The sequence below is a fragment of the Pseudomonas sp. LJDD11 genome (assembly GCF_024584215.1).
Taxonomy (GTDB): domain Bacteria; phylum Pseudomonadota; class Gammaproteobacteria; order Pseudomonadales; family Pseudomonadaceae; genus Aquipseudomonas.
Genome location: NZ_JANJFL010000032.1, coordinates 48,516 through 67,860, shown reverse-complemented (window position 1 = coordinate 67,860; position 19,345 = coordinate 48,516). Strand labels below are relative to the sequence as shown.

Annotated in this window: 20 protein-coding genes; 15 read left to right on the top strand and 5 right to left on the bottom strand. The window is 60.1% G+C overall.

Features of this window, described 5'->3' with window-relative positions; translation table 11 throughout:
* Positions 1-135: 135 nt before the first annotated feature.
* Together NRB16_RS26025 and NRB16_RS26020 are read right to left on the bottom strand one after the other, a co-directional pair.
* The gene (locus NRB16_RS26025) at positions 136-1,356 is read right to left on the bottom strand and encodes a CaiB/BaiF CoA-transferase family protein (RefSeq protein WP_257107292.1); all 1,221 of its coding nucleotides are present in this window, start codon (positions 1,354-1,356) and stop codon (positions 136-138) included.
* Between the two features lie 19 nt (positions 1,357-1,375).
* Positions 1,376-2,557, bottom strand: a complete 1,182-nt coding sequence (locus NRB16_RS26020; RefSeq protein ID WP_257107291.1) for an acyl-CoA dehydrogenase — start codon at positions 2,555-2,557, stop codon at positions 1,376-1,378.
* A gap of 156 nt (positions 2,558-2,713) precedes the next feature.
* On the opposite strand from NRB16_RS26020, the gene NRB16_RS26015 reads away from it, so the two are divergent.
* The 10 genes from NRB16_RS26015 (at position 2,714) to NRB16_RS25970 (ending at position 12,515) form a co-directional block, all read left to right on the top strand.
* Entirely contained in the window at positions 2,714-3,622 is a 909-nt protein-coding gene (locus NRB16_RS26015) for a LysR family transcriptional regulator (RefSeq protein ID WP_257107290.1), read from the top strand.
* A 433-nt stretch (positions 3,623-4,055) separates the two neighbouring features.
* Positions 4,056-5,177, top strand: a complete 1,122-nt coding sequence (locus NRB16_RS26010) for a Re/Si-specific NAD(P)(+) transhydrogenase subunit alpha (RefSeq protein ID WP_045485611.1) — start codon at positions 4,056-4,058, stop codon at positions 5,175-5,177.
* Positions 5,178-5,188: 11 nt separating this feature from the next.
* Positions 5,189-5,506, top strand: a complete 318-nt coding sequence (locus tag NRB16_RS26005) for an NAD(P) transhydrogenase subunit alpha (protein WP_045485609.1) — start codon at positions 5,189-5,191, stop codon at positions 5,504-5,506.
* Complete coding sequence (locus tag NRB16_RS26000; protein ID WP_257107289.1) at positions 5,503-6,957, top strand: NAD(P)(+) transhydrogenase (Re/Si-specific) subunit beta; 1,455 nt, start codon at positions 5,503-5,505, stop codon at positions 6,955-6,957. The genes NRB16_RS26005 and NRB16_RS26000 overlap by 4 nt, the downstream gene beginning before the upstream one ends.
* Before the next feature lie 178 nt (positions 6,958-7,135).
* Positions 7,136-8,629, top strand: a complete 1,494-nt coding sequence (locus NRB16_RS25995) for an acetyl-CoA hydrolase/transferase family protein (RefSeq protein WP_253117840.1) — start codon at positions 7,136-7,138, stop codon at positions 8,627-8,629.
* A 319-nt stretch (positions 8,630-8,948) separates the two neighbouring features.
* Complete coding sequence (locus NRB16_RS25990; RefSeq protein ID WP_045485600.1) at positions 8,949-9,164, top strand: DUF1127 domain-containing protein; 216 nt, start codon at positions 8,949-8,951, stop codon at positions 9,162-9,164.
* A gap of 281 nt (positions 9,165-9,445) precedes the next feature.
* The gene (locus tag NRB16_RS25985; RefSeq protein WP_045485597.1) at positions 9,446-9,763 is read left to right on the top strand and encodes a DUF2388 domain-containing protein; all 318 of its coding nucleotides are present in this window, start codon (positions 9,446-9,448) and stop codon (positions 9,761-9,763) included.
* 134 nt (positions 9,764-9,897) lie between these two features.
* Positions 9,898-10,203, top strand: a complete 306-nt coding sequence (locus NRB16_RS25980) for a DUF2388 domain-containing protein (protein WP_045485595.1) — start codon at positions 9,898-9,900, stop codon at positions 10,201-10,203.
* Positions 10,204-10,236: 33 nt separating this feature from the next.
* Positions 10,237-10,557 (top strand): DUF2388 domain-containing protein, encoded by a 321-nt coding sequence (locus tag NRB16_RS25975; RefSeq protein WP_045485593.1) that lies wholly within the window; start codon positions 10,237-10,239, stop codon positions 10,555-10,557.
* A complete protein-coding gene (locus tag NRB16_RS25970; protein ID WP_045485592.1) occupies positions 10,554-12,515 on the top strand; it encodes a DUF4105 domain-containing protein in 1,962 nt (653 codons plus the stop codon). The genes NRB16_RS25975 and NRB16_RS25970 overlap by 4 nt, the downstream gene beginning before the upstream one ends.
* Here NRB16_RS25970 and NRB16_RS25965 read toward each other — a convergent pair whose 3' ends face one another.
* The 3 genes from NRB16_RS25965 to NRB16_RS25955 all read right to left on the bottom strand — a co-directional run bounded on the left by NRB16_RS25965 (position 12,516) and on the right by NRB16_RS25955 (position 13,914).
* Entirely contained in the window at positions 12,516-12,890 is a 375-nt protein-coding gene (locus NRB16_RS25965) for a helicase (RefSeq protein WP_257107288.1), read from the bottom strand.
* Between the two features lie 98 nt (positions 12,891-12,988).
* On the bottom strand, positions 12,989-13,426 hold the full coding sequence (locus NRB16_RS25960) for a hypothetical protein (RefSeq protein ID WP_045485588.1): 438 nt from the start codon (positions 13,424-13,426) through the stop codon (positions 12,989-12,991).
* Positions 13,427-13,641: 215 nt separating this feature from the next.
* Positions 13,642-13,914 carry an HU family DNA-binding protein gene (locus NRB16_RS25955; protein ID WP_257107287.1) on the bottom strand — a complete coding sequence of 91 codons (273 nt, stop codon included), beginning with the start codon at positions 13,912-13,914 and terminating at the stop codon, positions 13,642-13,644.
* Between the two features lie 334 nt (positions 13,915-14,248).
* Here NRB16_RS25955 and NRB16_RS25950 point away from each other — a divergent pair, with 334 nt between their 5' ends.
* From NRB16_RS25950 to NRB16_RS25930, 5 genes are all read left to right on the top strand, one after another.
* Positions 14,249-14,803 carry a chorismate lyase gene (locus tag NRB16_RS25950; protein ID WP_257107286.1) on the top strand — a complete coding sequence of 185 codons (555 nt, stop codon included), beginning with the start codon at positions 14,249-14,251 and terminating at the stop codon, positions 14,801-14,803.
* A complete protein-coding gene (gene ubiA, locus NRB16_RS25945; RefSeq protein ID WP_045485581.1) occupies positions 14,803-15,693 on the top strand; it encodes a 4-hydroxybenzoate octaprenyltransferase in 891 nt (296 codons plus the stop codon). The genes NRB16_RS25950 and ubiA overlap by 1 nt, the downstream gene beginning before the upstream one ends.
* A gap of 98 nt (positions 15,694-15,791) precedes the next feature.
* Complete coding sequence (gene phoB / locus NRB16_RS25940; protein WP_045485577.1) at positions 15,792-16,481, top strand: phosphate regulon transcriptional regulator PhoB; 690 nt, start codon at positions 15,792-15,794, stop codon at positions 16,479-16,481.
* An 81-nt stretch (positions 16,482-16,562) separates the two neighbouring features.
* Entirely contained in the window at positions 16,563-17,849 is a 1,287-nt protein-coding gene (gene phoR / locus NRB16_RS25935) for a phosphate regulon sensor histidine kinase PhoR (RefSeq protein ID WP_373568510.1), read from the top strand.
* A gap of 136 nt (positions 17,850-17,985) precedes the next feature.
* Positions 17,986-19,326: a hemolysin family protein gene (locus tag NRB16_RS25930; RefSeq protein ID WP_253117833.1), complete on the top strand. Its 1,341-nt coding sequence runs from the start codon at positions 17,986-17,988 to the stop codon at positions 19,324-19,326.
* Positions 19,327-19,345 lie beyond the last annotated feature (19 nt).

Here is a 19,345-nt window from a genome sequence, read left to right as displayed (position 1 = left end):
CTCGTTCATTCCGCGTTGGAAGTGGTGCGCATTATAAGGACATCTGAAACCCCGTCAACCGTTAATTTCAATAATTCTGAAATAAACGCTCAGCCGCTTCAAAACTGATCTTTCTTCTATATAGAAGAGAAGAGATTAAATAACCCTCGCCTGACGCAACCCTGCAATCTGCTCCTCGCTCATGCCCAGCAAAGCCTGCAGCACCCCCTGCGTATGCTCACCCAACAAAGGCGGCGCATGACGATAGGTAACCGGCGTCTCAGACAAGCGAATCGGGCTGGCCACCAGCGGCACCTGCCCACCCAGCGCATGCGGCAAGCTGATAGCCAGTTCCCGCGCCAGCACCTGCGGATCGGCAAACACTTGGGCCAGGTCGTTGATTGGCCCGCACGGTACGCCAACCGCCTCCAGCTCGGCCACCCACTGCGCGGTGGTCTTGAACACCGTTGCCTGGCGGATCAGCATCACCAGTTCAGCCCGGTTGGTCACCCGCAGCTTATTGGTCTGGAAGCGCGGATCGTCGGCCCACTGCGGCTGCCCCGCCACTTCAGCAAACTTTCTGAACTGGCTGTCATTGCCAACGGTAAGAATGAAATCCCCATCGGCAGTCGGGAAATCCTGATATGGCACGATATTGGGATGTGCATTACCCAACCGACGCGGCGCCGTTCCGGTGGTCAGGTAGTTCATCGCCTGGTTCGCCAGGCAAGCGACCTGCACGTCGAGCAATGCCATATCGATGTATTGCCCCACCCCGGTCTGGTCACGATGCGCCAGCGCGGCAAGCATTGCAGTGCTGGCGTACAACCCGGTCAGGATATCCGTCAGCGCCACACCCACCTTGACCGGTCCGGCACCGTCCTCAGCATCAGTACGCCCGGTCAGGCTCATCAGCCCACCCAACCCCTGGATCATGAAGTCATACCCGGCACGCTTGGCATAAGGCCCGGTTTGCCCGAAGCCGGTAATGGAGCAATAGATGAGCCGTGGGTTGCTCAGCTTCAGTGACTCATAATCGAGCCCGTAGGCCGCCAGGCCGCCGACCTTGAAATTCTCGATCAGGATATCGGAGCGTTGCGCCAATTCACGCACCAGTGCCTGCCCTTCAGGGCGCGTGAAGTCGATGGTCACCGACTGCTTGTTGCGATTGGCCGCCAGATAGTAAGCAGCCTCTGCGGTATTCTCGCCGGCGGCATCTTTCAGGAACGGCGGCCCCCAGGCACGGGTGTCGTCACCACTGCCCGGACGCTCGACCTTTATGACCTCAGCGCCCAGGTCAGCCAGGATCTGCCCGGACCAGGGCCCGGCCAGCACCCGCGACAGATCAAGCACTCGAACATGCGACAGCGCGCCCATGACCTGCCCCCCATCTCTATTAATAGAAGGCCTGGATGCCGGTCTGTGCGCGCCCAAGAATCAGGGCGTGTACATCGTGCGTCCCCTCATAGGTATTGACCACCTCAAGGTTGACCAGATGGCGCGCCACACCGAACTCGTCGCTGATGCCATTGCCACCCAGCATGTCCCGCGCCAGACGCGCAATATCCAGCGCCTTGCCGCAGGAGTTGCGCTTCATGATCGAGGTGATTTCTACCGCTGCCGTCCCTTCATCCTTCATCCGCCCAAGCCGCAGGCAGCCTTGCAACGCCAGGGTAATCTCGGTCTGCATGTCGGCCAGCTTTTTCTGGATCAACTGGTTGGCTGCCAGCGGGCGGCCGAACTGCTGGCGGTCCAGGGTGTATTGCCGCGAGGTATGCCAGCAGTATTCCGCAGCCCCCAGTGCGCCCCAGGCGATCCCGTAGCGCGCTGAGTTGAGGCAGGTAAACGGACCTTTCAGACCGCGCACGTCAGGGAAGATGTTCTCTTCGGGCACAAACACGTTATCCATTACGATCTCACCGGTGATCGATGCCCGCAGCCCGACCTTGCCGTGAATGGCCGGCGCGCTCAGCCCCGCCCAGCCCTTCTCCAGGATGAAGCCGCGAATATCGCCGGCATCATCCTTGGCCCAAACCACAAACACATCGGCAATCGGACTGTTGGTGATCCACATCTTCGCCCCGCTCAGGCTATAGCCACCCTTCACCTTGCGTGCCCGGCTGATCATGGCGCCCGGATCGGAGCCATGATTGGGCTCGGTCAGGCCAAAGCAGCCAATCCACTCGCCAGTGGCGAGTTTGGGCAGGTACTTCTGCTTCTGCGCCTCGGAACCAAACTCGTTGATCGGCACCATCACCAGCGACGACTGCACGCTCATCATCGAGCGGTAGCCGGAGTCGATACGTTCCACCTCGCGGGCAATCAGCCCGTAGCACACATAATTGAGTCCACTGCCGCCATACGCTTCAGGGATCGTCGCACCCAGCAGCCCCACCTCGCCCATTTCACGGAAAATCGCAGGATCGGTGCGCTCGTGACGGAAAGCCTCCAGCACCCGGGGCGCCAGTTTGTCCTGGGCAAATTGTTCAGCGCTGTCACGAACCATGCGCTCTTCTTCAGTCAGTTGCTGATCCAGCAACAGCGGATCAATCCAGTTGAAGCTTGCCTTGCCGCCCATGGTCCACGCCTCACAGAAATGCCATTGGTAATGCATCAAGCCTAGCCGCGCACCGCCCAAGGGACAAACGACGTTTATGCACGGTGTTGTGCTAATTTCTCACTCCGAAACCATCAGAACCTTGGTATTTCGTAGCCACAGGTGAGGACTCCGTACATGCGACGCAAGATCCCCAGCACTTCCGCTCTGGTCAGCTTCGAATCGGCCGCTCGCCACGAAAGCTTCACCAAAGCCGCTCAGGAGCTGTCGCTCACCCAAAGTGCGATCTGCCGACAGATCGCCAGCCTTGAAGACTTTCTCGGGGTCGAGCTGTTCAAGCGCTCAAGACGTGGGGTAAAGCTTACCGATGCCGGCCTGTCCTATAGTCGCCGGGTCGCCCTGCAACTCGATGCCGTAGAGCGCGATACGCTATCGATCATGGGCCAGCAGGGCAGCAGCGTCATCGAACTGGCCGTTGTGCCGACCTTCGGCACCCAATGGCTGTTGCCACGCCTGAAAGACTTTCAGATGCGCCACCCAGAGGTCACCCTGAACCTGACCAACCGCACCCGCCCCTTCCTGTTCGCCGACACCGACTTCGATGCCGCCATCTACTTTGGCGATGCCGACTGGCCGGGCACCCGGGCGTATCGCCTGATGAGTGAAAACCCCATGCCGGTCTGCGCACCGGCGCTCCTGAATGGCCAAGATCGGCTGGAAGCCGAACAAATCGCCCTGCAACCCCTGCTCCAGCAGACCACCCGCCCCTACGCCTGGCGCCAGTGGTTCAATGACTGTCAGGTCCAAGTACCCCGCGACATGACCGGCCCACGCTACGAGCTGTTTTCGATGCTGGCCCAGGCCGCCATCCACGAAATGGGCGTAGCCCTGATCCCGCCGTTTCTGATTCAGCGCGAATTGGAAGAGGGACGCCTGGTCATTGCCAATTCTCATGCATTGACTAGCCTGAAGGCCTATCACTTGATGATTCCCGAACGAAAAACCGCAACTGTATCGCTGCAAACGTTTGGCAACTGGCTGGTGGAGCAGGCACAGCGCTTCAAATTGCCGCATGACAAGGCCTGAGGCGACTCATAAATAGGTAGTTACGACTTACATTGCGCTACAGATGTAAGCTTTTGTCGCGATTGTGGAACTGTTCAACAATCCTTTCAAAAATCTGTTGAAGCTTCTATTTACGTGGCTTTGAGCGACTTTCTTGAGTCAATCCACGACCGCAGCAAAGATATATTCTTACCCACATAAAATCAGTGGAATTCTCTATAAGCCTTATAAATAAAGGCCCTCACTAAAATATTGCGACAATAGGTCACAGGATGACTTGTAGTTGTTTTCCAGTCTTATTACAGAATCTATTGAAGGCCGCCCACGCTCGCCTGCACAATGCGTCGCGCCTGGCCTGCAGGGCATAGGACATGCTGGTTGAACACCGCCAAGGCACTGCCGCAGCACAACGGCCAACTCATCAAGACAAGAAAGATCATGCAGGAGACTTGACGTGCACATTGGTGTTCCTCTCGAAACCCACGCGGGCGAAACACGGGTAGCCGCCACCCCGGAAACCATCAAAAAACTGGTCAGCCAGGGTCACACGATTACCGTGCAAAGCGGCGCGGGCATCCATGCCGGGGTCCCGGACAGCGCCTTTGTTGCCGCTGGCGCCACGCTTGGCCAGGCCAGCGACGCCTTCGGCGCCCAACTCATTCTCAAGGTGACAGCGCCCAATGCTGAAGAACTGAGCCTGATCAACAGCGGCACCGTGCTGATCGGCATGCTCAACCCGTTCAACAACGAGAGCATTGCCCGCATGGCAGAGCGCGGCATCAGCGCCTTTGCCCTGGAGGCCGCACCGCGTACCTCCCGCGCACAAAGCCTCGATGTGCTGTCGTCTCAGGCCAACATTGCCGGCTACAAGTCTGTATTGCTGGCCGCCCATCACTATCCGCGCTTCATGCCGATGCTGATGACCGCCGCCGGGACCGTAAAAGCCGCCCGGGTGCTGATTCTCGGCGCCGGCGTGGCCGGTTTGCAGGCCATTGCGACGGCCAAGCGCCTGGGCGCCGTGGTGGAAGCCTCGGATGTGCGTCCGGCCGTGCGTGAGCAGATCGAATCGCTGGGCGCCAAGTTTATCGATGTGCCCTACGAGACCGATGAAGAACGCGAGTGCGCCGAAGGCGTCGGCGGTTATGCCCGGCCCATGCCGGCCAGCTGGATGCAGCGCCAGGCCGCTGCCGTGCACGAACGCGCCAGACAGTCGGACATCGTCATCACCACCGCACTGATTCCCGGCCGCAAAGCGCCAGTGCTGCTCAGTGCCGACACCGTGGCGCAGATGAAGCCCGGTTCAGTGGTCATCGACCTGGCTGCCGCTCAGGGTGGCAACTGCCCGCTGACCGTGGCTGACCAGGTAGTGATCAACAATGGTGTGACCATTGTCGGGCCGACCAACCTGCCAGCACAGGTCGCTGCAGACGCCTCGGCGCTGTACGCACGCAACCTGCTGGACTTCATGAAGCTGCTGTTTGACAAGGACGGCACTTTCTCGATCAACCTCGAAGACGACATCGTCGCCGCGTGCCTGATGTGCCGCGACGGCCAGGTCATCCGCAAGAACGGCTGAGAACAACCACAATGCAAGAGCTGATCTCCCCCGGTATCTACAACCTGATCATTTTCGTGCTGGCGATCTATGTCGGCTACCACGTGGTCTGGAACGTCACCCCTGCCCTGCACACCCCGCTGATGGCCGTGACCAACGCCATCTCGGCCATCGTGATCGTCGGCGCCATGCTCGCCGCCGCCCTCACAGTGACCCCGCTGGGCAAGATTATGGGCACCCTGGCGGTGGCCCTCGCTGCGGTCAACGTGTTTGGCGGTTTCCTGGTCACCCGGCGGATGCTGGAAATGTTCAAAAAGAAAGCCAAGGCCAAGGATGAGGTGCAGAAATGAGCATGAACCTCGTCACCCTGCTCTACCTGGTTTCGGCGGTCTGCTTTATTCAGGCACTCAAGGGCCTGTCGCACCCCACCACCTCGCGGCGCGGCAACCTGTTCGGCATGCTGGGCATGGGCCTTGCGGTGCTGACCACGGTCGGTCTGGTCTACAAACTGGCGGCCCTGTCGTCCGTTGAAGGGACCAGCGCCGGCATCGGCTACATCATCGTCGGCCTGCTGGTCGGCGGCAGCGCCGGCTCAATCATGGCCAAGCGCGTCGAGATGACCAAGATGCCTGAGCTGGTGGCGTTCATGCACAGCATGATCGGCCTGGCCGCCGTGTTCATCGCTATCGCCGCAGTCGTTGAGCCACAGTCGCTGGGTATCGTGGCCAATCTGGGCGATGCAATCCCGGTAGGCAACCGCCTGGAGCTGTTCCTCGGCGCGGCCATCGGTGCCATCACCTTCTCCGGTTCGGTCATCGCCTTCGGCAAGCTGTCGGGCAAGTACAAGTTCCGCCTGTTTCAGGGCGCACCGGTACAGTTCGCCGGCCAGCACAAGCTGAACCTGGTTCTGGGCCTGGCCACGCTGTTCTGCGGCCTCACCTACATGATCAACGGCAACCTCACTGCATTCGCCATCATGCTGGTGCTGGCCTTCGTGATCGGCGTACTGCTGATCATCCCGATTGGCGGCGCCGATATGCCGGTGGTGGTGTCGATGCTCAACAGCTATTCAGGCTGGGCGGCGGCCGGTATCGGCTTCTCGCTGAACAACTCGATGCTGATCATCGCCGGCTCTCTGGTGGGCTCCAGCGGTGCGATCCTGTCGTACATCATGTGCAAGGCGATGAACCGTTCGTTCTTCAACGTGATCGGTGGCGGCTTTGGTGGGGGGGCAGAGGCAGGCCCGGCGCAAGGAGGCCAGCAGCAACGCTCGGTCAAATCCGGCTCGGCCGACGATGCGACCTTCCTGCTGACCAACGCCGACACCGTGATCATCGTTCCCGGCTACGGCCTGGCGGTGGCTCGGGCCCAGCACGCGCTCAAGGAACTGACCGAAAAGCTGGTCCACCACGGGGTGACCGTGAAATACGCGATCCACCCGGTGGCCGGGCGCATGCCGGGGCACATGAACGTCCTGCTCGCCGAGGCCGAAGTGCCTTATGACCAGGTGTTCGAGATGGAAGACATCAACTCCGAGTTCGGTCAGGCCGACGTGGTGCTGGTGCTGGGCGCCAACGACGTGGTCAACCCGGCGGCGAAAAACGATCCCAAGTCGCCGATTGCCGGCATGCCGATCCTGGAGGCTTATAAAGCCAAGACCATCATCGTCAACAAGCGCTCGATGGCCAGCGGCTATGCCGGCCTGGACAACGAACTGTTCTATCTGGACAAAAGCATGATGGTTTTTGGTGACGCGAAGAAGGTCATTGAGGACATGGTCAAGGCCGTCGACAACCTCTGATCAGACCGTACCGAACCACGCCCCGGCACGCTCGCGTCCGGGGCTTTTTTACACCCACGGTAAAAGTGTTTTGCTCTGAGAGCCGCCAATTAGAGCCTTCGAATACGACCTTGGTCGGGGGACGCGACGCTCACCAGCCACTAGACTTGGCGCTCGCTCCTACCCGAGACAATGAACCATGTACCGTGATCGTATCCGCATGCCTGGCCTGATGAGCAAGGTAATGAACGCATCAGATGCCGCCGGCCTGATTGAAGACGGCATGACCGTCGGCATGAGCGGCTTTACCCGTGCCGGCGAGGCCAAGGCCGTCCCCCATGCGCTGGCCGAGCGTGCGCGCCAGACGCCTTTGAAGATCAGCCTGATGACCGGCGCCAGCCTGGGTAACGATCTGGACAAACAGCTGACCGAAGCGGGTGTGCTGTCACGGCGCATGCCCTTTCAGGTCGACAGCACGTTGCGCAAGGCAATCAATGCCGGTGAAGTGATGTTCATCGACCAGCACCTGTCCGACACCGTCGAGCAACTGCGTAACCGGCAGATCAAGGCGGTGGACCTGGCGGTGATCGAGTGCGTGGCCATTACCGAAGAGGGCCATCTGGTGCTGAGCACCTCCGTGGGCAACTCGGCCAGCTTCGCGATTCTGGCCAAACAGGTGATCGTCGAGATCAATCTGTCACAGCCACTGGAGCTCGAAGGCCTGCACGACATCTATATTCCCAGCTACCGTCCGACCCGGCTGCCCATCCCGGTACTCGAAGCCGACTCGCGGATCGGCAGCGCAGCGGTGAAAATCGACCCGGCCAAGATCGTCGGCATCGTGATCAGCGAACAGGCCGACTCCCCCTCGACAGTGCTGCCGCCGGATATCGAAACCCAAGCGATCGCCAACCACCTGGTGGAGTTCTTCAAGAATGAGGTGCGCGAGCAACGCCTGACCGAACGTCTGATGCCGCTGCAAGCCGGGATCGGCACCATCGCCAACGCGGTGATGCATGGTTTGCTGGAGTCGCCGTTCGAGAACCTGACCATGTACTCCGAGGTGCTGCAAGACTCAACCTTCGACCTGTTCGATGCCGGCAAGCTGGCGTTTGCCTCGGGCAGTTCGATGACCCTCTCGGCAGCCAAACATGCTCAGGTGTTCGCCGACTTCAACCGCTACAAGTCAAAGCTGGTGCTGCGCCCGCAGGAGATATCCAACCACCCGGAAGTGATTCGCCGCCTGGGCATTATCGGGATCAATACCGCGCTGGAGTTCGATCTGTACGGTAACGTCAACTCCACCCACGTGTGCGGCACGCGGATGATGAACGGCATAGGCGGCTCGGGAGACTTCTCGCGCAATGCGCACCTGGCAATCTTTGTCACCAAGTCGATTGCCAAGGCCGGCGCCATCTCCAGTGTGGTGCCCATGGTCAGCCACGTGGATCACACCGAACATGATGTCGACATTCTGGTCACCGAACAGGGCCTGGCGGACCTGCGCGGCCTGGCGCCGCGCGAGCGGGCGCGGGTGATCATCGACAACTGTGTGCACCCGAGCTACCGCCAAGCACTCAATGACTACTTCAACAAGGCCTGCGCCTTGGGCGGGCATACCCCGCACCTGCTGCGCGACGCACTGAATTGGCACATTAATCTGGAAGAAACCGGGCGCATGCTGCCGGCCTGATTAATGCCGCAATCAAAGGCAAACAGTTTTTTGCCATACAGTCTCGGCACCCCACGCTGATATGGCAAAAACTGTACTTCTGTACTGGTCAAAATACGCCATTTTCCACTCTCAATGCGTAACAAAACAGTAAAAACGCACCAAATAGGTGCGCACCAGTACAGTTGCCCTATTTACGAACAAAACAGCGCCCATAAACAGTTAACTGAACACACACAATACAGGTGAACTGTGTCTATGGATGTGGACCGAACGAGAGGAAGATAGGCACCAGTCAAGCCAATCTCTAATCCCGCCACAAGCGGAAGGAAGTCACATCATGGAACGCACCCTCAGTTCCGAGCAGTTTGTAGAAAGCACCGTTACCAACGCCCAGGCCTCGCTGCCTCTGCGTGCCTTCGCCGCCCTGATGCTGTGGCAGCGTCGCCTGTCGAGCCGCCGTCAACTGGCTCGCCTGGACGCCCGCCTGCTGGCCGACGCCGGTATCAGCGAGTCGCAGCGTTACGAAGAGCTGAGCAAGCCATTCTGGCGTTGATACGGCGCAATCTGGTCTGAGACCCTAAGGTCTGCCCCGACCAGAGCACTGAATCCCCACAAGGCCCGTCGCAGGAAACTGCTGACGGGCCTTGTCGTTTCTGGCAGGAAAACAGCCGTCAGCGCAAAAACATAACAGTTTCAATTGAACCAAAATAACACCAGTACAGTCTGTAATCGCTGGCAAACAGCCGCAATAGCCGTAGAGTGAGTGGCTGCGCTAGGCTAGCCGCCACGATTCAGCCTGACGGCTGTTGATTAACCTTCTTACGGAAATCGTCCATGTCCATGCTTCGTGTTCTCGCTACTACAGCTCTGCTGACCGCCGCCCTCAACGCGAATGCAACCAGCTTCGTGGTCACCACCGATGCGCTCGTCGGCGCGGTTGCGGCGACTACCGATGCCACGTCCGACATCAGCTCCTCACTGCGCGATGACAAGGTTGTACGCGCCGCACGCGATGATGCTGCCAGCTTCGTGGGCAGCGCCGGCGAGATCCGCGGTGCACGCCTGGAGGCCGCACTGAGCCATATTCGCCAGGTCCAGCCGCAACTGCAGGCGAGCGACGCGCAGTTGGCCCAAGCCATTCTGGCCATCTGAGACACCATCAGGTCTGGCCAGGGTTTTGTGTAACACCGTTTGTTGAACACAGACCCTGGCTGCCCTCACGGGTAGCTCTGCTGCAAGCATTTGCGCTAGCCTTGAGCCTCGTTCTGCAATTGCCCTGAACTGCCATGCGTTTATTGAAACTGTTATCCCTGCCCCTGCTGGCCAGCCTGACCTACAGCACTTCAGCCCAAGCCTTCGATGTCACGACCCAAGGCGTCGTTGTCAGTGGCTACGTAACCAGCAAAGTCACCAGTGCACCGTTCGACAACAAGCTGATTCTCGCAGCTCACGACGATGCAGCCGCCTTTGTCGCTACCGACGGGCAGCTACGCGGTGCACAACTTGAGTCGGCGTTGCATCAGTTGCGTAAAAGCCAGGCAAAACTTCATGCCAGCGACCTTGAACTGGCAGAAGCAATTCTCGTCCAATAGGCACTTTTCAGCTTTTGTTTCCGGAGACGTTACATGCGCACCCCGTTGATTGCCGCGACCTTAGGCATGCTGTTGATGGCCGATCTGGCTCAGGCCCAGACAGTGGTGGCCACCAGCAACATCATCGTTCGTGCTTTCGGCCGCTCCATTGATTTCACGTCCGACACCACCACCTCGATCCGTGACTCAAAGGTTGTCCAGCAAGCCCGAGACGACGCTGCCAGCTATGTCGCCAGTAATGGCGATATCCACGGCGCACGGCTCGACGCCGCCTTCGACACCCTGCGCAGCCGCGTGCCTGAAGCGCGTACTGCCAGCGACCAGACCCTGGCTGAAGCTATCCTCGCATTGTGAGACGCCTTGGCGCCTGGCTGCTGGCCGCAGCTCTGGCACTGACAGCCCTGCCGGCTCTCGCCGATCTGCAACTGATCTTGCGCGATGAGCACTTGAGCCCGACCGAGCGCCAGGCCACCCAGGCGTTGCTGGACGAAGCTGTGCAGGCTTTGCCGCCGGCCTTCATCCACAACCTGGATCGCAAGGTCCAGGTCAGTTGGTCCAGTGACATGCCGGCTAACGCCTATGGCCAGGCCGCCGGGCCTTATCAGCTCTATCTCAATACCCGCTTGCTGTCCTCCCTGAGCGACGGCTCGGCGGCCACCGCCCAAACTCAACGCCCGCATGGCACCGTGCGCCGCGAATTGCTGGCCACCGTGCTCCATGAGCTGACCCACATCTATGATCGCGCCCGCTTGTGGCCAGCCGCCCAGCGCAGCCTGATCGTGCGCTGTAGCCGGCAGCACAGCGCCTTGGGCAAGGTCGGCCTGGCCGATGAATGTCGGGGCCAGACCGAGCGCCGCTTCACCCTCAGTGACGACCCACGGCTGCTGGATCTGGCCGGCTGGCAGCAATATGTCGGCCGTCGTGGCGAGCGCGAACAACACAATGGCCAGGGCGTACGCAGCCCGGACAGCTACGAGCTGAGCAGCCCGCTGGAGTTTGTCGCCGTCAACATGGAGTACTTCCTGCTTGATCCGGCCTATGCTTGCCGACGCCCCGCGTTGTACGCCTGGTACAAGCAGCAGTTCGGCTGGGCACCGGCCAGTCAACAGCCATGCCCGACGGTCTATCCCTACCTCAACGCCGGCAATGACTTTGCCCGCGAGCCGCTGGGCAAGCTCGACCCTGAACGGGTCTACACCGTGGATTACCTGCTGGCAGAAGCCAACCAGAACCTGATGAGCCGCTGGGGGCACAGCATGCTGCGCCTGGTGATCTGCAAACCCGGCAGGCCGCGCGGCCCGGATTGCCGTCTGGACCTTGACCAGCACCTTGTGTTGTCCTACCGGGCATTTGTCGGTGATGTACAGTTGTCCAGCTGGGACGGCCTGACCGGCGCCTATCCGTCACGCCTGTTTGTGTTGCCGCTGGGCCAGGTGATCGACGAATACACCAAGACTGAACTGCGCAGCCTGGCTTCCGTGCCGCTGAAGCTGAACCGCCAGGAGATCGACAATCTGGTGCGCCACGCCGCCGAAATGCACTGGAGTTACGACGGCGACTATTACTTCCTGTCCAATAACTGCGCCGTGGAAACCCTCAAGCTGCTGCGCGCCGGCACTGCCAATCCTGGTCTGACGGCTCTGGACAGCATCTTGCCCAACGGTCTGCTGGAAGTGCTCAAGGGCCGCAAACTGGCCGACACCAGCGTGCTGGACAACCCCAAAGAGGCGCTACGCCTGGGTTATCGCTTCGACTCCTACCGCGACCGCTACCAGGCGATGTTCGAGGTGCTGAAAAAGAACCTGCCGATCCGCCAGAACAGCGTGGAAGACTGGCTGCAACAGCCAGCCAGTGAGCGTCGTCCGTGGCTTGCCAAGGCCGACCTGCGCACCAGTGCGGCCATTCTGCTGCTCGAGCAGGCCAGCCTGCGTCGCCAGTTACTACTGGCCCAGGACGAGGTCAAACAACGCTATCTGAGTGCCAGAGAACAGCAAGACGGCCGGGTCTCGAAAGCCACCGGCACGTTACAGGACATTCTGGCCAACAGCGGTTTTCTGAGCCGGCCTGCCGAATTGCTCGACAGCCGCGGTTATGGCCTGCCGCAAGTCGATGAATGGCAGCGCCTGGAATCACAGAGCAGCGAGCGACAGAAACTGCTCAAGCGCCTGACCGGCGATCTGGACGGCGAAATCCGCGCTTTACTTGAACCGGGGCGGGCCGCCGAGATCACGGCAACCGAAGCCAACCTCAAACAGATCGGCGAGCATCTGCGTGCCATGCACAAGGCAGCAGGTGGTTTGCAATTACCCTGATCAGGCTTTCTTTTTCGGTTTCAGGTAACGAGTCAGGCCCTGGAACCAAATGACCAACGCCGGGTTGCCCTTGATCTGGATATCCTTGCTCTGGATACCCTGCATGAACGCCAGCTGCTTGTTGCTGGCCTGCAGCGTGGCAAACCCATAAGCGCAATCGCGAAAGGCGATGGTGAACGCCGGCGCTTGAGCGGCACCTCTCGCGCTGCGTATCCGCTGCCCGTGCACGATGTAATGACGCGCCACTTTGCCGTCAGCGGTTTGCAGCTGGAAGGTCAGGTCTTTATCGACCAACTGTTGCTGGAATGCCGGACTGTTGCGACTGGCACGGGCCATCAATAGACCCAGTGCCCAGAGAAGGAAACGAAACTTCATGCAGGTTGCGCCGATCAGTAAGAGCGGCAGGCAGTGTAGCGGGTTGATTCTTGAATTAAACAGCCGGATGCGGTTTATCCCCACATCCGGCGCAATCGTCAGCGGATGCTGTTGATGCTGCCCTTATTGCCTGTCACCTTCACCTCTACCTTCTTGAAGATGAAGTAGTTCTGCACCTTGACCTCGTAGCGCGGCGCCACGATCAGATCGGCCCCGGAGGACTTAACCGCCTTGTAGGCGGCTGCCGCCTTTACGCTGGAAATCGGGTCCAGCATGCTCAGGCTCAAGCCACCGTCCGAGCCACCATAAACCACACCGTCGGCGAACTCGTTATCACCGCCGAAGCTCAGGAAGTTGAACAGGATATTGGTCGAGGATTGACCGGAGATGGAACCGCCCACGGCGACGTCAGCCTTCAGGTCTGCCTTGACCGAACTGCTGACCGGAGCACTCGGCTGGCTGGTGTTGTAGCTGACGCAGCCACTGGTGGTTGCGATCAGTACTGCCACGGCGGCCGACATCCATAATTTTTTCATTTTTTTTCCCAAAGAGACGCGTTTAAGAGATGCAACGGGCGCGCACTTTACGGAGAAAAGTTCGGAAAAAATGTCGGAAAAGTCCGCAGAAAAGACGGAATATCTACCAAAATATGTAGGATATTTCCCAAGTTACAGCGATAAACATAAACACAAAAAGTAAAGCCCTCCAGAATCGAGGGCTTTGACCGTTTGAAGCCGCCTGCGCCTGGCGATCAGTTGACCGTGTCTTTCAGAGCCTTGGCTGGCTTGAAGGACACCGTGTTGCTGGCCTTGATGGTCACTGGCTCACCGGTTTGCGGGTTCTTGCCGGTGCGGGCACCGCGATGACGTTGCAGGAAGGTACCGAAACCGACCAGGGTGACACTGTCCTTGCGGTGCAGTGCGCCGGTGATTTCTTCGAGAATGGCGTTGAGAACGCGAGTGGACTGGTCTTTGGTCAGGTCCGTTTTTTCAGCAATGGCGGCTGCGAGATCTGGTTTACGCATGTACTAAGCCTCTTTCTGCGATTTTTTGTTTTTATGTACCGCGCCACCCATTCGGGCCGGCGTTCAGCTGCCGTTACGGCTCCACGCAACGGCGGTCGAACAGCAGAATGGCACGCGGCAAACGCCCGCGCCAGTGGGGGCGCGACGAATCTGCGACGAAAAATGCGCTCAAGCCGACAAATAACCCGATTTTTCCGGCCTGGCCGCGCCGGACGCGACACAATGAGCCTGAACAGAGCCGTTTGCGACCTCGCCGCTGCACCTGCAAACGGCGCAAGCGCCACAGCGCTCATGCTAAGCTCGGCGCCTCGAAGATTGCCGCCAATGGCTGACCGTGACCCAGCAAAATCCCGCTTCCCCGCCCGATCAGTGGCTCGAACGCCAGCAACTCAATCCGCTGCCGCCTGCCCGCATAGCGGACTGGCTGTTCAATCAGGACTCGCTCACCCGGCGCCTGACCCGCCTGTCCAATGACGGCTTCAGCGTCACCCTGGTCGATCAAGGCTGGCAAACCCTGCGTGACGACGAATGCGCGGCTCTGAAGCTGGCCCCGGCCAGCCTGGGCTGGGTGCGCGAAGTCTATCTGCGCGGCAATGGCCTGGCCTGGGTCTTCGCCCGCAGTGTGGCCGGCCATGCGGCGTTACAGGATTGCGGGTTGCAGATGGACGAACTGGGCACCCGCTCGCTGGGCGAACTGCTGTTCAGCGACCCGGCCTTCGATCGCGGCGCCCTGCAGGTGCGCGCCTGGCCCGGCCAGTGGCTGCCCGCCCAGGACCGCGCCGAAGGCTTGTGGGCACGCCGCTCGTGTTTCAGCCGCGGCCCGCTGAGTATCCTGGTCGCGGAGGTATTTTTGCCGGCCTTCTGGAATTCATTAAAGGATCTCACCTGATGTACCTGTCGCTGCTCAAATCGTTGAATCGCCTGAATCCACGCGCCTGGGACTTTGTGCAACTGACCCGCATCGACAAACCGATCGGTATCTACCTGCTGCTCTGGCCAACGCTCTGGGCGTTGTGGATTGCCGGCACCGGCAGCCCGTCGCTGGGCAATGTGCTGATTTTCGTCATCGGCGTGTTCCTGATGCGTGCAGCGGGCTGTGTGATCAACGACTTTGCCGACCGCAAGGTCGATGGCCACGTCAAACGCACCCAGCAGCGCCCGCTGGCCAGTGGCAAGGTGACGTCCCGCGAAGCACTGGTGCTGTTCGCCGTGCTGGTGACCTTGAGCTTTCTATTGGTATTGCTGACCAACTCGACGACGGTCTGGCTGTCGTTCGGCGGGCTGGCCCTGGCGGCCTGCTATCCGTTCATGAAACGCTACACCTATTACCCGCAGGTGGTGCTGGGCGCTGCGTTCTCCTGGGGTATGCCGATGGCCTTCACTGCCGAGACCGGCAGCCTGCCGGCGGCGGCCTGGCTGCTGTATATCGCCAACCTGCTATGGACTGTGGCCTATGACACCTACTACGCCATGGTCGACCGTGACGACGACCTGCGTATCGGCGTTAAATCCACCGCCGTGCTGTTCGGCGATGCCGACCGTACCATCATCGTGACGCTGCAAGCCCTGGCGCTGGGCTGCCTGCTGCTGGCTGGCAACCGGTTCGGCCTGGGCGGCCTGTTCCAGCTCGGCCTGCTGGGCGCCGCTGGCTGCTTCGCCTGGCAGTGGCACAGTACCCGGCAGCGTGATCGTGACGCCTGCTTCAAGGCATTCCTGCATAACCACTGGGCGGGCATGGCGATCTTCGGCGGGATCGTGGCCGATTATGCGCTGCGTTAAGAGCCCCGCAATGCTAGCCTGACCACAGATGTCACACGACTGCAATAATTCCGTTATCTAATGCGCCCCAAGACAGTTAAATGACAAGAGGTTCAAGCATGGTTGGCAGGAGCATTCTGATCGTTGACGACGAAGCGCCTATTCGCGAAATGATCGCCGTTGCATTGGAAATGGCCGGCTATGACTGCCTTGAAGCCGAAAATTCCCAACAGGCGCACGCCATCATCATCGATCGCAAGCCGGACCTGATCCTGCTCGACTGGATGCTGCCCGGCACCTCCGGTATCGAGCTGGCACGGCGCCTCAAGCGTGACGAGCTGACCGGGGACATCCCGATCATCATGCTCACCGCCAAGGGCGAAGAGGACAATAAGATCCAGGGCCTGGAAGTCGGTGCCGACGACTACATCACCAAGCCGTTCTCGCCGCGCGAGCTGGTCGCACGCCTCAAGGCAGTCCTGCGCCGCGCCGGCCCGACCGACGGCGAAGCACCGATTGAAGTCGGTGGCCTGCTGCTCGACCCGATCAGCCACCGCGTCACCATCGACGGCAAACCAGCCGAGATGGGCCCGACCGAGTACCGCCTGCTGCAGTTCTTCATGACCCACCAGGAGCGCGCCTATACCCGCGGCCAGTTGCTCGATCAGGTGTGGGGCGGCAACGTCTATGTCGAAGAACGCACCGTAGACGTGCATATCCGTCGTCTGCGCAAAGCCTTGGGTGATGCCTATGAGAACCTGGTACAGACCGTACGCGGCACTGGCTACCGGTTCTCAACCAAAAGCTGAATCCGGCCGCCTGAACCCGCTGTACAGACAAGGATACACCCCTAATTGAACCCCAACTGGCACGGCACCCTGATACGCCATATGTTGCTGCTGGTGACCGCCTGCATGGTCGTTGGTCTGATCAGCGGCGAATATGGCTGGAGCCTGTCGGTCGGCCTTGGGCTGTATCTGGCCTGGACACTCAAGCAACTGCTGCGCCTGCATGCCTGGCTGAGCAGCCACAAAGCCGATGAGCCGCCACCGGACGGCTACGGCCTGTGGGGCGACGTGTTCGACAGCATCTATCACCTGCAACGCCGCGACCAACGCGTACGCGGACGTTTGCAGGCGGTGATCGACCGGGTTCAGGAATCCACCGCCGCGCTGCGTGACGCGGTCATCATGCTCGACTCCGAAGGCAACCTGGAGTGGTGGAACCGCGCCGCCGAAACCCTGCTGGGCCTCAAGACCCCTCAGGACAGCGGCCAGCCGGTGACCAACCTGGTACGCCATCCGCGCTTCAAGGAGTATTTCGCCCACGGTAACTACGCCGAGCCGCTGGAAATTCCTTCACCCAACAACGACCGCATCCGTATCCAGCTGTTGATTACCCGCTACGGTAATAACGAGCACCTGATGCTGGTGCGTGATGTCACCCGTATCCATCAACTGGAACAGATGCGCAAAGACTTCGTGGCCAACGTGTCTCACGAACTGCGCACGCCACTGACAGTGATTTTCGGCTACCTGGAAACCCTGCTCGACAACAGTGAAAGCGTCAACCCGCGCTGGGTCCGCGCGCTGCAGCAGATGCACCAGCAAGGCAGCCGCATGCAGACCCTGCTCAACGACCTGCTGCTGCTGGCCAAGCTCGAAGCCACCGACTACCCCTCAGACAGCCAGCCGATCGCTGTCGGCCCGTTACTCAAAACCATCACCAGCGATGCCCAGGCCTTGTCGGCCAGCAACAATCACAGCATCAGCCTGGCCATCGACAGCGACATGGGGCTCAAGGGCAGCGAGACAGAGCTGCGCAGTGCGTTTTCCAACCTGATTTTCAATGCGGTCAAGTACACCCCGGCCGGCGGCGAGATACGCGTGCGCTGGTGGGTCGATACCCGTGGTGCACACCTGAGCGTTCAGGACTCGGGCATCGGCATCGAAACCAAGCACCTGCCGCGCCTGACCGAACGCTTCTACCGGGTCGACACCAGCCGCGCGTCGAACACCGGCGGCACCGGCCTGGGCCTGGCGATCGTCAAGCACGTGCTGCTGCGCCACCGTGGCAAGCTGGAAATCAACAGCGTGATCGGCAAAGGCAGCGTATTTGTCTGTCATTTCTCGTCAATCCAGATGGCCGACCCGGACGACGACTTCGACGAACTCTGACCTCGCCGTTCATGTCCCTATGCAAGCAAGCGCGCAATCGTTACATTGCGTTTCTCATGGCCTTGTATTTGCTATGGATAAAGCCAAAGTCAAAGCCAAATCTCTTCGGATCAAACGGAAACTGTAAATCTCCATCATGGACCCTTCCCCTGGTATCAACCTGGCTTCACTGTTCGCCGATTTCGGCATGATTCTCTTCGCTTTCCTGCTGGTGCTGCTCAACGGCTTCTTCGTTGCCGCCGAGTTCGCCATGGTCAAACTGCGCTCGACCAAGGTCGAATCCATCGCCGACAAGAACGGCTGGCGCGGGCGGATCCTGCGCACCGTGCACGGGCAACTGGACGCCTACCTGTCAGCCTGCCAACTAGGTATTACCCTCGCCTCGCTGGGCCTGGGCTGGGTCGGTGAGCCGGCCTTCGCCCACCTGCTTGAACCTCTGCTGGCCGCGGCTGGCGTCGACAGCCCGGAAGTGATCAAGGGCGTGTCGTTCTTCACCGCATTCTTTATCATTTCCTACCTGCACATCGTGGTCGGCGAGCTGGCGCCAAAATCATGGGCGATTCGCAAGCCTGAACTGCTGTCGCTGTGGACTGCTGCGCCGCTGTACCTGTTCTACTGGCTGATGTACCCGGCCATCTACCTGCTCAATGCCAGCGCCAATGCCATTCTGCGTATCGCCGGGCAAGGCGAGCCTGGCCCGCATCACGAACACAGCTACAGCCGCGAAGAACTGAAACTGATCCTGCACTCCAGCCGTGGCCAGGACCCCAGCGATCAGGGGATGCGCGTGCTGGCCTCAGCGGTCGAGATGGGCGAACTGGAGGTGGTCGACTGGGCCAACTCGCGCGAAGACATGATCTTTCTGGACTTCCATGCGCCACTCAAGGAAATCCTTGCCCAGGTTCGCCGCCACAAGTTCAGTCGCTACCCGATATTCGATGCCGAGCGCGGCGAGTTCGTCGGCCTGCTGCATATCAAGGACCTGCTGCTGGAGCTGGCCGAACTCGACCACGTTCCCGAGCTGTTCAACCTTGCCGACCTGATCCGGCCGCTGGAACGCGTCTCGCGGCACATGCCGCTGGCCCGTCTGCTGGAGCAGTTCCGTCAGGGCAGCGCTCACTTTGCTCTGGTCGAAGAAGCCGACGGCAAGGTCATTGGCTATCTGACCATGGAAGACGTGCTGGAGGTACTGGTCGGCGACATCCAGGACGAACACCGCAAGGTCGAACGCGGCATCCTCGCTTACCAGCCCGGCAAGCTGCTGGTGCGTGGCGACACCCCGCTGTTCAAGATCGAGCGCATGCTGGGCATCGACCTGGATCATATCGAAGCGGAGACCCTCGCCGGGCTGATTTACGAATCGCTCAAACGCGTGCCTGAAGAAGAGGAACAGATGGAGTTCGAAGGCCTGCGCATCATCATCAAGAAGATGAAAGGCCCGAAGATCGTCCTGGCCAAGGTGCTCAAGCTCGATTGATCACCCCGGCACGCTGTAG